General features: G+C 72.8%; 11 protein-coding genes. 7 read left to right on the forward strand and 4 right to left on the reverse strand.

Annotated elements, in window-relative coordinates; all coding sequences use genetic code 11:
- Window positions 1–28: 28 nt before the first annotated feature.
- The 4 genes from AB0877_RS08170 to AB0877_RS08185 all read left to right on the forward strand — a co-directional run bounded on the left by AB0877_RS08170 (window position 29) and on the right by AB0877_RS08185 (window position 5897).
- On the forward strand, window positions 29–3484 hold the full coding sequence (locus AB0877_RS08170) for a UvrD-helicase domain-containing protein (protein WP_366607814.1): 3456 nt from the start codon (window positions 29–31) through the stop codon (window positions 3482–3484).
- Between the two features lie 226 nt (window positions 3485–3710).
- Window positions 3711–3914, forward strand: a complete 204-nt coding sequence (locus tag AB0877_RS08175) for a cold-shock protein (protein WP_007464836.1) — start codon at window positions 3711–3713, stop codon at window positions 3912–3914.
- A 223-nt stretch (window positions 3915–4137) separates the two neighbouring features.
- A complete protein-coding gene (locus tag AB0877_RS08180) occupies window positions 4138–5451 on the forward strand; it encodes a DEAD/DEAH box helicase (RefSeq protein ID WP_366607816.1) in 1314 nt (437 codons plus the stop codon).
- A gap of 245 nt (window positions 5452–5696) precedes the next feature.
- On the forward strand, window positions 5697–5897 hold the full coding sequence (locus AB0877_RS08185; protein WP_366607818.1) for a hypothetical protein: 201 nt from the start codon (window positions 5697–5699) through the stop codon (window positions 5895–5897).
- 357 nt (window positions 5898–6254) lie between these two features.
- Here the strand turns inward: AB0877_RS08185 and AB0877_RS08190 are convergent, their stop codons facing one another.
- From AB0877_RS08190 to AB0877_RS08205, 4 genes are read right to left on the reverse strand one after another with little or no spacing between them, the layout of a single operon-like run.
- Window positions 6255–6731, reverse strand: a complete 477-nt coding sequence (locus AB0877_RS08190) for an Rrf2 family transcriptional regulator (protein ID WP_366607820.1) — start codon at window positions 6729–6731, stop codon at window positions 6255–6257.
- A gap of 1 nt (window position 6732) precedes the next feature.
- Window positions 6733–7617 carry an ABC transporter permease gene (locus AB0877_RS08195; protein WP_366607822.1) on the reverse strand — a complete coding sequence of 295 codons (885 nt, stop codon included), beginning with the start codon at window positions 7615–7617 and terminating at the stop codon, window positions 6733–6735.
- On the reverse strand, window positions 7607–8386 hold the full coding sequence (locus tag AB0877_RS08200) for an ABC transporter ATP-binding protein (protein ID WP_366607824.1): 780 nt from the start codon (window positions 8384–8386) through the stop codon (window positions 7607–7609). Before AB0877_RS08200 ends, AB0877_RS08195 begins: the two co-directional genes overlap by 11 nt.
- Entirely contained in the window at window positions 8383–9447 is a 1065-nt protein-coding gene (locus tag AB0877_RS08205) for an ABC transporter substrate-binding protein (RefSeq protein WP_366607826.1), read from the reverse strand. Before AB0877_RS08205 ends, AB0877_RS08200 begins: the two co-directional genes overlap by 4 nt.
- Window positions 9448–9619: 172 nt before the next feature.
- Here AB0877_RS08205 and AB0877_RS08210 point away from each other — a divergent pair, with 172 nt between their 5' ends.
- The 3 genes from AB0877_RS08210 to AB0877_RS08220 are packed head-to-tail and all read left to right on the forward strand — an operon-like array spanning window position 9620 to window position 13396.
- On the forward strand, window positions 9620–10735 hold the full coding sequence (locus AB0877_RS08210; RefSeq protein ID WP_366607828.1) for an LLM class flavin-dependent oxidoreductase: 1116 nt from the start codon (window positions 9620–9622) through the stop codon (window positions 10733–10735).
- A 10-nt stretch (window positions 10736–10745) separates the two neighbouring features.
- Window positions 10746–12056: a pitrilysin family protein gene (locus tag AB0877_RS08215; protein ID WP_238662768.1), complete on the forward strand. Its 1311-nt coding sequence runs from the start codon at window positions 10746–10748 to the stop codon at window positions 12054–12056.
- The gene (locus tag AB0877_RS08220; protein WP_366607830.1) at window positions 12053–13396 is read left to right on the forward strand and encodes a pitrilysin family protein; all 1344 of its coding nucleotides are present in this window, start codon (window positions 12053–12055) and stop codon (window positions 13394–13396) included. The genes AB0877_RS08215 and AB0877_RS08220 overlap by 4 nt, the downstream gene beginning before the upstream one ends.
- Window positions 13397–13403 lie beyond the last annotated feature (7 nt).

Below are 13403 nucleotides of genomic sequence, written 5' to 3' on the forward strand. Positions count from 1 at the left end.
AGCCGGTGTTGGGAACTGAGACGGCACGGTGAGTCAGCCCACCCTGTTCGGCGCGGGTCCCGCGCCGACGCCCCGACTCGCGGACTCCGGTCCCCGGTACACACCGGTTGAGCTGGCCAAGCTACTGCGGTTGCCGGCGCCCACCCGGGAGCAGGCCGCGATCATCGCCGCCCCGGTGGAGCCGCTGCTGGTGGTCGCGGGCGCGGGGTCGGGCAAGACCGAGACGATGGCCGCCCGGGTGGTCTGGCTGGTGGCCAACTCGTACGTGCGGCCGGAGCAGATCCTCGGGCTGACCTTCACCCGCAAGGCGGCCGGCGAGCTGGCCCATCGGGTACGAACCCGGCTCGACCAGCTGATCCGCCGACTCGGCCGGCAGGGGCGGGACCCGCTGGACGATCCGCTCGCGGGTGAACCCACCGTCTCCACCTACCACTCGTACGCGGGCCGGATCGTCACCGAGCACGGGCTGCGGGCCGGCTACGAGCCGTCCACCCGGCTGCTCACCGAGGCATCCCGCTGGCAGTTGGTCGACCTGTTGGTGCGCAACTACGACGGCGACATGTCCGAGGTGGACCGGATGCCGAGCACCATCACCGACGCGGTGCTGGCGCTGGCCGGGGAGCTGGACGAGCATCTGGTCGCGCCGGACGACCTGGCGGCCTGGACCGGTCGGTTCTTCGCCGAGGTGCAGTCCCGGCCGGGTCGGGTGTACGCCGACGTGCGTAAGGCGCTCACCCTCCAGCAGACCCGGTTGCGCCTGTTGCCGCTGGTGCGGGCGTACGCCCGGCGCAAGGAGGACTTCGAGGCGATGGACTTCGCCGACCAGCTCGCCCGGGCGGCCCGGGTGGCCCGGGACCACCCGGGGGTCGGCGTGATCGAGCGGGACCGCTTCCGGGTGGTGCTGCTCGACGAGTACCAGGACACCAGCCACGCACAGGTGGTGTTGCTCAACGCGCTGTTCGGTGGCGGGCACCCGGTGACCGCGGTGGGCGACCCGTGCCAGTCGATCTACGGCTGGCGGGGGGCCAGCGCGGGCACCCTGGACCGGTTCCCCACCGAGTTCGCCCGCGCCGACGGTGAGCCGGCCCCGGCACTGGGGCTCACCACGAGTTGGCGCAACCGCCCGGAGATCCTCCGGGTGGCGAACGCGCTCTCCACCCCGCTGCGGGCGGCGGGTGCCCGGGTGCCGGAGCTGCGCTCCGCGCTGACCGTCCGGGACCCGATCCCGCATCGCAGCCCGGGCGGCACGGCCGGCGGCACCGTGCACTGCGCGATGCTGACCACGTACGCCGACGAGGCCGCCTGGATCGCCGACAGCGTGCTCGCCGCCTGGCGTGGCGCGGCCGGGATGCCGGGCGCGGCCCCGGAACACATCCCGGTGGAGCGCCGCCCGACGACGGCCGTGCTGGTCCGGGTGCGCAGCCAGATTCCGGCGATCGAGTCGGCGCTGCGTGAGCGGGGCCTGCCGGTCGAGGTGGTCGGGCTGGGCGGCCTGCTGGACACCCCCGAGGTCCGTGACGTGGTCTGCACGCTGCGGGTCCTGGCCGACCCGACCGATGGCGCCGCGCTGCTGCGGTTGCTCACCGGCGCCCGTTGGCGGATCGGGCCACGTGACCTGGTGGCCCTGCACCGGCGGGCTCGGGCCATCGCGAAGGCCCGGCGGCAGGTGGCCGCCGACGAGGACTCCGAGATCAGCCCCGACCTGTTGGACGAGGCGACGCTGGTGGAGGCGTTGGCGGACCTCGGGCCGGCGCAGGCGTACTCGGCCGAAGGGTTCGCGCGGCTGCGCGCGTACGGCCGGGAGTTGGCGCTGCTGCGCTACCGGCTGGACCAGGCGCTGCCGGACCTCATCGCGGACATCGAGCGGACCATCGGCCTGGACGTGGAGGTCGCGGTGCGGGCCGGCCGGGACGGCGCCGGCGACGCGGGCCTGGCTCGGGGGCATCTGGACGCGCTCGGCGACGTGGCGGCCCGGTTCAGCGGGGAGACGCCCGGCGCGACCCTGTCCGGGTTCCTGTCCTACCTGGCCGCCGCGGAGGACGAGGAGCGCGGTCTGGCGCCGGGCGAGGTCGAGGTGGTGGAGGGCGCGGTGCAGGTGGTCACCGCGCACGCCGCCAAGGGCCTGGAGTGGGACGTCGTGGCGGTGGCCGGGCTCTGCCGGGGGTCGTGGCCGGGGCCGGTGCGCAACTCGGATCACTGGCTGGGTGGGCTGGGCGTACTGCCGTTCCCGCTGCGCGGCGACGCCGACGGGCTGCCCGAGTTGGCGCTCGACGAGGCGGGGGACCAGCGGGCCGTGGCGCGGGCGGTCACCGACTTCACCGACGCGTGGCGGGCCCACGACGAGCGCGAGGAACGCCGGCTGACGTACGTGGCGGTCACCCGGCCCCGCCGGCTGCTGCTCTGCTCCGGTTACTGGTGGGGAGAGGGCACGAAGCGGCCGCGAGGTCCGTCGGTCTTCCTGCGTGAGGTGTACGACGCCTGCCTCGACGGCGGGCCGGGGCACCTGATCGACGCGTGGGCGCCGGAGCCGACCCCGGACGCGACGAACCCCACGGCCGAGGTGGTGCTCCGCGCGGAGTGGCCGGCCGACCCGCTGGGCGGTCGCCGGCCGGCGTTGGCCGAGGCGGCCGGGCTGGTACGTCGCCTGATGGCCGACGGTCCGGCGGCGGCGCTCCCCGGGCCGGTCGGGCCGGTGCTCCCTGTGTCGGCCGGGCCGGTGCTCGCCGGTCCGGTGACGCCGATCGGCTCGGCGGTCGAGTCAGGCGAGCCGGTCGAGCCGGTGGATCCGGAGGTGGCACGCTGGCAGCGCGAGGCGGACCTGCTGTTGGCGGAACGCGCCGAGCTGACCCGGCTCTCCGGTGCGGTCGAGGTGGCGCTGCCCGGGGCGCTGAGCGTCACCCAGCTGGTAGCGCTGCGGCGTGATCCGGCGGCATTGGCCCGTACGCTCCGTCGTCCGGTGCCAGCCGAACCCAACCCGTACGCCCGTCGAGGCACCGCCTTCCACGCCTGGTTGGAGCAGCGTTTCGGCGCCGACCGCCTGTTGGACCTGGACGAGCTGCCCGGCGCGGCCGACGCCGACGCCGCACCCGACGAGGCGCTGGTCGAGCTTCAGGAGCGGTTCCTGGCCAGCGAGTGGGCCGACCGGTCACCGGTGGAGGTGGAGGTGCCCTTCGCCACGGTGATCGCCGCAGTGGTGGTGCGGGGCCGGATGGACGCGGTCTTCGCCCGGCCGGGTGGCCGGTTCGACGTGGTCGACTGGAAGACCGGCGCGCAGCCCACCGGGCCGGCAGCCGACGTGGCCGCCGTGCAGCTGGCGGTATACCGGCTGGCCTGGGCGGAGTTGGCCGGCGTGCCGGTCGACCGGGTGGGCGCGGCGTTCCACTACGTCCGCCACGGGGTCACCGTCCGGCCCGCCGACCTGCTGGATGTGACCGGCCTCACCGCCATGATCGCCCAGTTGCCCGAGGATTCCGCCCAACATTGACCACTGCGGGGAAAACCGTGGTAGGTTGACCGGGTTGCAGTTTTGGTTACCAGAGACTCTGTGTGCGCCTGGCGGGATTGTGGCCCCAGGCGCTCTTTGTTGTGTCCGGAGTTCTCCGGGCGGGGCGACCAGAAGCGACAGGCGATTCGCGCATCCCCGCGCGGAGCGCTCCTCTTCGGGCACGCAACACGTGCGTGTCCGACGTTCCGTCAAGGAGACGAAACACATGGCTATTGGCACCGTGAAGTGGTTCAACGCTGACAAGGGCTTCGGCTTCATCACCCCCGACGGCGGCGGCGCCGACGTTTTCGCCCACTTCTCGGCGATCCAGTCCTCCGGCTACCGGAGCCTGGACGAGAACCAGCGGGTCGAGTTCGAGGTGACCCAGGGCCAGAAGGGCCCGCAGGCGGAGAACATCCGCCCGCTCTGATCTTCGGATCGGTCAGCATTACCTGTCGCGCCCTCCGGGTGTGACGGTGACGGGACCGGCCCGCCCCGCTGCCGCCTGCCCACGCAGGCGGCAGCCCGGAGGCGGGCCGGCCTGTACTCCCTTTCGGTTCGTGCTTGTGAGTCCTGGCGGCCTTTCTCCGCTGGTGACAGCGCCGACTTCGGCGCCCTCCCTCGACACGTGCCGCGTCGAGGAAGGCTTCCGCATGACCACAGTTGTCTCTTCTTTCGCTCATACCGGTCTGGCGCCGGCGCTGCTCACCGCGCTGACCGGGCAGGGCATCACCGAGCCGTTCCCGATCCAGTCGGCGACGCTGCCCGACTCGCTCGCCGGCCGGGACGTGCTGGGCCGGGGTCGTACCGGCTCCGGCAAGACCCTCGCCTTCGGGCTCCCGCTGCTGTCCCGCACCGCCGGCCGTAAGGCGCGGCCGGGCCGCCCGCTGGCCCTGGTGCTGGTGCCGACCCGCGAGCTGGCTCAGCAGGTCACCACCGCCCTCGCCCCGTACGCCCGCGCCGTCGGGCTGCGCTGCGCCACAGTGGTCGGCGGCCTGTCCCTGCAGCGGCAGGCGGACGCCCTGCGCGCCGGCGCCGAGGTTGTCGTCGCCACCCCCGGTCGGCTGCACGATCTGATCAACCGTGGCGACGCCCGGCTCGACCAGGTCGAGATCACCGTGCTCGACGAGGCCGACCAGATGGCCGACATGGGTTTCCTGCCGCAGGTCACCAAGCTGCTGGAGCAGGTCGCGCCGCAGGGGCAGCGGATGCTCTTCTCCGCGACGCTGGACGGCGGTGTGGACCGGCTGGTCCGCCGCTTCCTGAGCAACCCGGTCACCCACTCGGTCGACCCGGGCACCGCGACGGTCACCGCGATGACCCACCACGTGCTGCACGTCGACGCCGCGGACAAGCCCGACGCGTTGACCCGGATCGCCGCTCGTGAGGGCCGCACCATCCTGTTCATGGGCACCAAGCACCGCGCCGACCGGCTGGCCCGTCAGCTGCTCGCCAAGGGCGTACGCGCGGCCGCGCTGCACGGCGGCAAGTCCCAGCCGCAGCGCACCCGGATCCTGGAGCAGTTCCGCAACGGTCAGGTGACCGCCCTGGTCGCCACCGACGTGGCGGCCCGTGGCATCCACGTGGACGGTCTGGACATGGTGGTCAACGTGGACCCGCCGACCGAGGCGAAGGACTACCTGCACCGCGGCGGTCGTACCGCCCGGGCTGGCGAGTCGGGTTCCGTGGTGACCCTGGTCCTGCCGGAGCAGCGCCGGGACGTGTCCCGCCTGATGGCCACCGCCGGTATCCGGCCCGAGTCGGTCCAGGTGCGCGCGGGTGACGGAGCGCTGGCCCGGGTGACCGGTGCCCGCGAGCCGTCCGGTGTGCCGGTGACCATCGTCGCGCCGCCGGCGCCCGCCTCCCGGGCCCGTACCTCCGGCGGCTCGACCGCCGACGGTGGCGCCCGCCCGGCGCACCGCGCGTCGGGCCGGTCCCGTCGACCGCGTCGCCCCCGTACCGTCTGATCTCTGCGCGTCGACCGACCCGTCCCGCTTCGGTGGGGCGGGTCGGTTCTGTCTGCGCGGCGATCCCGGCCGGTCGGCTGTCAGCACGGCCCGACCGGTCAGCCGGCCACGCCGGGTGGCCCCCTCCGCTGAGTCGGTAATCAGCCTCTTCCGGGTCGGCTGGCCGACTGCGCCCCGGTCGGTCGTGGTCGAGGCTGACCGACGGGGGGAAGTCGGGCGGGGGGCCCGGCTCGGGAGGGGTGACCATGGCGGGCGAAGCCGGCTCGGGCGCGCTGCGTGAACTGATCCTGGTGGTCGCGGTCGCGCTCGCCGGGTTGTTGCTCGCCATGGTTGCGGCCTTCGCGCCCTGGCATGCCACCCCGGCGGGTAACGCTCCCGCCGGTCTGGTGGAGCTGCGCAGTCCCGGCGACCCGGGCCTCGGCCCGGCGACCGCACACGCGGGCTGAGCGGCGACCGGCCTACCGGCGCCGGCGGAGGGGCAGGCCCGGTCAGGATCGGTACGAGGTGTGGTCGGGTCGGCGGGGCACCGACCCGACCACATCACCCCACATCCCCACCCTGACCGCCGCACCCTCCACACTCTCCGCGCCACCCACACCCCCGCGCCGACCCAGCACCTACCGCGCCGACAGCACCCATTGCGTCGATCTTGCAGTTTCTGTTGCCGGTATGGGCGCTTATAGCCCTTATGCCACGACAGCAAGTGCAAGATCGCGAGGCGGGGTGGGGCAGGGCGGGGCGGGACAGGGCGCGGGGTGGGGCGGGGGGCGAGGCGGGGGCGAGGCGGGGGCGAGTGGGTGGGGCTAGGCGGGGGGTGTGGGGGTGGGGGTGGGATTGGCGGGGGCGTGGGTGAGCAGGTCGGCCAGGGTGGTGCTGTCGACCACGGTGGCGATCGCCCCGTGCACCGCCAGCCAGACGTCGGTGAGCCCGGCGGCCACTCCGTGATAGCCGGCCCGCTCGGCCGGCAGGCCGCGCACCGTGGTGAGCGACCCGCCGACCGCCCGCAGCACGTCGCCGACGGTGATCTCGTCGGCTGGGCGGGTCAGCGCGTACCCGCCGTCGGCGCCGCGATGGCTGTGCAGCAGACCGGCCCGGCGCAGATCCAGCAGGATGCCCTGCAGGAAGCTGAGCGGGATGTCCTGCACCTCGGCCAGGCTGGCCGCCTTCGCCAACTCGCCGACCCGATCGCCGCCGCCGCCGTCGCCGCCACCACCACCGGCGGCGGCGGCGACGGCGAGCATCGCCCGGAGCGCGTAGTCGCTGCGCGCGGAGACGAACACGTCACTGACCAGCCTGGTCCAGCACGCCCCAACGCCGCCGGATCGCCTTGTCCGCAGCGCCGAACGCGGTGTCCACGAGGAGCCCGACGACCAGGATGACGATCATGATGGCCATCAGTCGTTCCGCGTCCGAGAAGTCCCTGGCGTAGGTCAGCTGAGCGCCGATCGACGTCCGGGCGGCGATGACCACGAGCAGTTCACCGGCCATCAGGCTGCGCCACGCGAAGGCCCAGCCCTGCTTGAGGCCGGCGACGATCGCGGGCAGCGCGGCGGGAGCGATGACGTATCGGTACAGGTTGAGGCCTCGGGCACCCAGGTTGCGGCCGGCGCGCTGCAGCAGCGGCGGGACATAGTCCACCCCATGGATGACGCCGTTGGCGATGGACGGCGCGGCACCGAGCACCACCACAAAGAAGATCGCCTGTTCGCTGAGTTCGAACAGCAGGATCGCCAGCGGGAACCAGGCAATCGACGGCATCGTCTGCAATGCCGTGATCATGGACCCGATGGCGGCCCGGAGCACCTTCGACCGAGAGACGCCGAGGCCGAGCAGCAGCCCGACGGCTACCGCGGCGGCAAAGCCGATCACCGCACGCCGTGCCGTGGTGGCCAGCCCGTCCCAGAGCGCCTGACTGAGGAAGTAGTCGGCGAGATCGGCAAAGACCGGCCCTGGGCCAGGCAGAGCCCACGGGTCCTTCCACCCGGTCCAGACCACGGCCTGCCAGATCCCGATGGCGATGGCCAGGGCGGCGAGCTTGGGCCAGGTGGCCGCCCAGATCCGGGCGCCCCGGGAGACCTCCTTGTCCCGACCGGCGATCTCCAGCGCGTCGAGGCCGGTGATCTCCGCGTCGGTACGCGCCGAACTGGTGAGGGTGTCACCGGCCATGGCGGCCCACCTCCGTACGGAGCCGCTCGGTGACCTCGGCGGCGATGGCGGCGACCTCGGGGGAGTCGATCCGGCGAGGGCGCGGGATGTTCACCTCGGTGGAGTAGATGATCCGGCCGGGTCGGCTGGAGAGCAGGATGATCCGGTCGGCCAGCCGGGCCGCCTCGCGGACGTTGTGCGTCACGAAGAGCACCGAGAGCTTGCGCTCGGACCAGATCCGTTCCAGCTCGTCGTGCAGGATGTCGCGGGTCATCGCGTCCAGCGCCCCGAACGGTTCGTCCATCAGCAGCACCGGAGTGTCCAGGGCCAGCGTGCGGGCGAGCGCGACGCGCTGCCGCATTCCGCCGGAGAGTTCGTGCGGGCGCTTGCGGCCGAAGTCGGCCAGGTGGACGGTGCGCAGCAGCTCGGCCACCCGCTCGCGACGCTGGGCGCGGGGCAGTCGGCGGAGCTTGAGGGGCACCTCCACATTGGCGTCGACGGTCAGCCACGGGAAGAGCGCCGGCTCCTGGAACATCAGGCCCGGGTTGACGTCGCCGGCCAGGGCGATCTGTCCACCGCTGACCCGGTCCAGCCCGGCCACCAGGTTGAGCAGGGTGCTCTTGCCGCAGCCGGACGCGCCGACCAGGCAGACGAACTCGCCGGGTGCGACGTCCAGCGACACCCCGTCCAGGGCCAGGACGGCGTTCGCCCCGCGCCCGTACACCTTTGTCACGCCGGAGAGCGCGACCGCTGTGGTCGCGCTCTGCGGCGTCGTCGTGGTCGACGTCATGGCTGGACGACCTCGGGCTTGCCGGCGGCCTTCAGCGCGTTGTTGAGGTACTTCAGGTCGTACAGGCCCTTGAGGTCGACCGGCTCGGTCAGGCCGACGTCGACGGCGTGGTCGAGCCCGGCCTTCAGGGAGGACGAGATCGGGTCGTTGGTGAATTCCAACGTCGGCCACGCCTGCTTGATGAGCTTCAAGTCCAGCGGCTTTCCGGTGATCTTGCCGATCGCGTCGGAGATGGCCTGCTGCGCCTCGTCCGGCTTGGTGTTGACGAACTCGTTGGCGGCCACCTGACCGTCCACCAGCCTCTGCACCACGTCCGGGTGCGCCTTGAGGAACTTGGTGCTCACCAGCAGGTTGGTGATGACGAACTTCTTGTCCGGCCACAGGTCGCGCTCGTCGACGAGCACCTTGCCGCCGGCGTTGACCAGGCGGGAGACGAACGGCTCGGGCACCCAGGCGCCGTCGATCGCGCCGCTGTTGAACGTCTCGATGGTCTGGGCGTTCTCCTGCGGCACGATCTTGACGTCGCCGCCGCCCTCCTTGGTGGTGGTCAGGCCCTGCTGCTTGAGCCAGTACCGGATCGCCACGTCCTGGGTGTTGCCCAGCTGCGGGGTGGCGATCTTCTTGCCCTTCAGGTCCTGCGCGCCGGTGATGCCGGGCTTGACCACCAGCGCCACGCCGCCGGAGGCCGCGCCGGAGATGACCCGGACGGCCTCGCCCTTGGACTTGGAGAAGGCGTTCACCGTCGGGTTCGGACCGATGTAGGTGGCGTCCAGCGCACCGGAGAAGACCGCTTCGATGGCGGCCGGGCCGGCGTTGAAGGTCTTCGGGTCCAGCTTGACGTTGGTGCCGAGCTTCTCGGTGAAGATGCCCTTCTCCACGCCGACGACGGCCGGCGCGTGGGTGATGTTGGGGAAGTAGCCGAGGCGCAGCGTCACCGGGCCGGAGCTGCCGCCCGCGCCCTCGCTGTCGTCGCCGCACGCGGCGGTGCTGCCCAGGGTCGCCGCTCCGAGGGCGGCGAGGGTGGCCAGGGTGACCAACCGGCGCAGAGGGAGCCGTCTCATCGTCCATCCAATCCGCAGTATTCCTACTTAGTTGGTAGGAAGAGTGGGCCAGGCTGTGGTCAGCGTCAAGACCCATCCACATGGCGGGACGGCGCATCTCAATTATGTCGGTATTTCCTACCAGCTTGCTAGGGTAACGGCGTTCGGTACCGGCTAGAGAGGCGGCTTCGCGATGACCTTCCATTGGTTCCTGCCCACCTCCGGCGACGGCGACCAGGTCGGTGCCGCCACCGTCACCGCGGGCGCCGCGACGCACGACCGGGCCGCGACGGTGGCCTACCTGGCCGAGGTGGGCCGGGCCGCCGAGACGAACGGGTTCACCGCCGTTCTCACCCCGGTGGGCGCCGGCTGCCCCGACCCGTGGATCGTCTGCGCCGCGGTCGCCCAGCACACCGAACGGCTCGGCATGCTGGTCGCGGTCCGGGCCGGTTTCGCGCTGCCCACCCTGATCGCCCAGCAGGCCGAGGCGTTCCAGGCCGTCTCGGGTGGCCGGCTCTCGCTCAACATCGTGACCGGGGGCGACCCGGCCGAGCAGCGGGCGTACGGCGACTTCCTCGGGCACGACGACCGCTACGCGCGTACCGGCGAGTTCGTCGAGGTGCTGCGCCGTGCCTGGGCCGGCGGGCCGTTCGACTACGCCGGACAGCACTACCGGGTCGACGGCGGCGGCCTGGCCACCCCACTCGCCGCGCCGCCGCCGGTCTACTTCGGTGGCGCGTCCCCGGCTGCCGAGACGGTGGCCGCCCGGCAGGCCGACGTGTACCTGATGTGGGGTGAACCGCCGACGTCGATCGCGGCCCGGGTCGCCCGGGTCCGGGCGCTCGCCGCAGAGCAGGGCCGCACCCTGCGCACCGGCCTCCGGCTGCACGTCATCGCCCGTCCGACCGCCGTCGAGGCGTGGGCCGAGGCCGACCGGCTGCTGGCCGGGATGTGCCCGGAGCGGATCGCCGCCGCCCAGGCCCGGTTCCGTCGGATGGACTCGGTGGGGCAGGCCCGGATGGCCGCGCTGAACGCCGGCCGCACCGACGGGCTCACCGTCGCACCGAACCTCTGGGCCGGCGTCGGCCTGGTCCGCGAGGGCGCCGGCACCGCGCTTGTGGGCAGCTACGCCGAGGTCGCGGCCCGAATCGACGAGTACGCCGCGCTCGGCGTCGACGAGTTCATCCTCTCCGGCTGGCCGCACCGCGAGGAGGCCGAGCGGGTCGGTGCCGAGGTGCTGCCGCTGGTGACAGCCCCGGTCGCGGCGGCTCCGGGAAGGTCGCGGGTGGCGGCGGTGTCGACGCGCTAGGGTCGACTCCGTGGCGGCGCGGAGATCCAGAATTCCAGCGACGAAGTATCCGGTCGAGCGGTTCACCCTCGACAACGGCCTGCGGGTGGTGCTCACCCCCGATCGCAGTGCCCCGGTGATCGGGGTGGCCGTCGTCTACGACGTGGGCATCCGCTCGGAGCCGGAGGGGCGTACCGGCTTCGCCCACCTCTTCGAGCACCTGATGTTCCAGGGCTCGGAGAACCTGGAGAAGCTGGCCCACTTCCGGCACGTGCAGGGCGCGGGGGGCACCTTCAACGGCTCCACCCACCTGGACTACACCGACTACTTCGAGACGCTGCCGAGCAACGCGCTGGAACGCGCGCTGTTCCTGGAGGCGGACCGGATGCGCGGCCCCCGGCTGACCGAGGAGAACCTGCGTAACCAGGTCGACGTGGTCAAGGAGGAGATCCGGGTCAACGTGCTCAACCGGCCGTACGGCGGCTTCCCCTGGCTGACCCTGCCTCCGGTCATGTTCGACACCTTCCCGAACGCCCACGACGGCTACGGCTCCTTCGACGACCTGGAGTCGGCGACCGTCGCCGACGCCGCGGACTTCTTCCGTCGCTACTACGCCAGCGGCAACGCCGTGCTGGCCGTCAGCGGGGACATCGACGTGGCCGAGGCGACCGAGCTGGTCACCCGGCACTTCGGCGACGTGCCGGCCCGGCCGGCACCGCAACGGCCCGACTTCACCGAGCCGGACCTGAGCGCGGAGCGGCGCACCTCGTACACCGACGCCCTGGCGCCGCTGCCGGCGGTGGCCGGCGCCTGGCGCGTGCCCGACCCGGTCACCGACTTCGCGGGCTACCTGCCGTACGTGGTGCTGGCCGAGGTGCTCACCGACGGCGACGCGTCGCGGCTGGTCGAACGACTGGTGCAGCGGGACCGCACGGTGACCAGCCTCGGCGGATACCTCGGGTTCATGGGCGACCCGTTCGACGTCCGCGACCCCACCGCGCTGCTGTTGCAGGCGCACCTGCCGCCCGGCGGCGACGTGGACAAGGTGCTGCGCACTATCGACGAGGAGCTGGACCGGCTGGCCACCGACGGGCTGACCGACGGCGAGCTGGCCCGCACCCAGGCCCGGATGGCGACCCACCTGCTGCGGGACACCGACGCGGTGCTCGGTCGGGCGCTGCGCATGGCGGTGCTGGAGCAGCAACGCGGCGAACCGGGTCTGCTCAACGAACTGCCCCGGCTGGTCGGCGAGGTCACCGAGGAGCAGGTCCGGGCCGCCGCGGCCACCCTGCGCCCGGAGCGCCGGGCCGCCATCGAGGTCATCGCCGGAGGCGCCCGATGAGTGTCACCACCGCTCCCGCCCACCCGCGTACGCTGCCGCCGCTCGGGCCGAACCGCAAGCTCAAGGTGCCCAAGCAGGCCGAGCGCACACTGCGCAACGGGCTCACCGTGATCGCCGTACGCCGGCCCGCCGTACCCCTGGTCGAACTGCGGCTCTGGGTGCCGTTCGGCCGGGTCCATCTGGCCCGCGGCGCGATGCTCTCGCAGACCATGCTCTCCGGCACCGAGTCGATGTCCAGCGTGCAGATCGCCGCCGAGTTGCAGAAGGTGGGCGGCGGGCTCTCCGCGGGCGTCGACCCGGACCGGCTGATGCTCTCCGGCGCCGGCCTGGTCACCGGTCTGGACCGGATGCTGGAGCTGCTGGCCGAGGTGCTGACCGGCGCCAGCTACCCCGGTGACGAGGTGGCCACCGAACGGGACCGACTCGTCGACCGGATCCAGGTGGCCCAGAGCCAGCCCTCGCACCTGGCCCGGGAGGCGCTGCTCAAGCGGATCTACGGCCGGCACCCGTACGCGACGCAGACGCCGGAGCCCGGCCAGATCCGTGCCGTCCGACCGGCGGCGCTGCGCACCCTGCACTCGGAGCGGGTCCACCCGACCGGCGCGCAGTTGGTGCTGGTCGGTGACGTCCAGCCGGAGAAGGCGCTGGACGCGGCCGAGCGGGCGCTCGGTGGCTGGTCGGGTGCCGGGCGGGTGGCCGAACTGCCGGCGACCCCGCCACTGGAGCCGGGGCCGCTGCTGCTGGTCGACCGGCCCGGCTCGGTGCAGTCCTCGTTGCGGATCGCGCTGCCGGCGGTGTCACGCACCGACCCGGACCACGCCCCGCTGCAACTGGCGAACCTGATCTTCGGCGGCTACTTCTCCTCCCGATGGGTGGAGAACATCCGCGAGGACAAGGGCTACACGTACGGCCCGCACTCGGTGATCGAGCACTCCGTCGCCGGGTCGGTGCTGGTCGCCGCCGCCGACGTGGCCACCGAGGTCACCGGCCCGGCGCTGCTGGAGACGACGTACGAGCTGGGTCGGTTGGCGTCGCTGCCGCCGAAGCCCGAGGAGTTGGAGCAGGCCCGGCAGTACGCCCTGGGCACCCTCCAGCTCGGCATGTCCACCCAGGCCGGGTTGGCGGCGTTGACCAGCGCGTACGCCGGCAACGGTCTGCGTCTGGACTTCCTCGCCGAATACGCGGCGAGGTTGGCGAAGGCCAGCATCGACGACGTCGCAGCGGCGGCGGCCCGCTATCTGGCCCCGGCCCGGGCGGCGGTCGTGGTGCTCGGCGACGCGGAGCGGGTAACCCCGGGGCTGGCCGCGCTGACCACGGTGCAGACCGAGCCGCAGGCGTGAGCGAGCG

Origin of the sequence: Micromonospora sp. NPDC047644 (assembly GCF_040704315.1) — a bacterium.
Lineage (GTDB): Bacteria > Actinomycetota > Actinomycetes > Mycobacteriales > Micromonosporaceae > Micromonospora.

What these genes read in the sequence shown, in the direction of transcription:
- AB0877_RS08175 (WP_007464836.1), top strand. Translation starts at nt 3,711, where the DNA reads ATGGCTATTGGCACCGTGAAGTGGTTCAACGCTGACAAGGGCTTCGGC.
- AB0877_RS08180 (WP_366607816.1), top strand. Translation starts at nt 4,138, where the DNA reads ATGACCACAGTTGTCTCTTCTTTCGCTCATACCGGTCTGGCGCCGGCG.
- AB0877_RS08185 (WP_366607818.1), top strand. Translation starts at nt 5,697, where the DNA reads ATGGCGGGCGAAGCCGGCTCGGGCGCGCTGCGTGAACTGATCCTGGTG.
- AB0877_RS08195 (WP_366607822.1), bottom strand. Translation starts at nt 7,617, where the DNA reads ATGGCCGGTGACACCCTCACCAGTTCGGCGCGTACCGACGCGGAGATC.
- AB0877_RS08200 (WP_366607824.1), bottom strand. Translation starts at nt 8,386, where the DNA reads ATGACGTCGACCACGACGACGCCGCAGAGCGCGACCACAGCGGTCGCG.
- AB0877_RS08205 (WP_366607826.1), bottom strand. Translation starts at nt 9,447, where the DNA reads ATGAGACGGCTCCCTCTGCGCCGGTTGGTCACCCTGGCCACCCTCGCC.
- AB0877_RS08210 (WP_366607828.1), top strand. Translation starts at nt 9,620, where the DNA reads ATGACCTTCCATTGGTTCCTGCCCACCTCCGGCGACGGCGACCAGGTC.
- AB0877_RS08220 (WP_366607830.1), top strand. Translation starts at nt 12,053, where the DNA reads ATGAGTGTCACCACCGCTCCCGCCCACCCGCGTACGCTGCCGCCGCTC.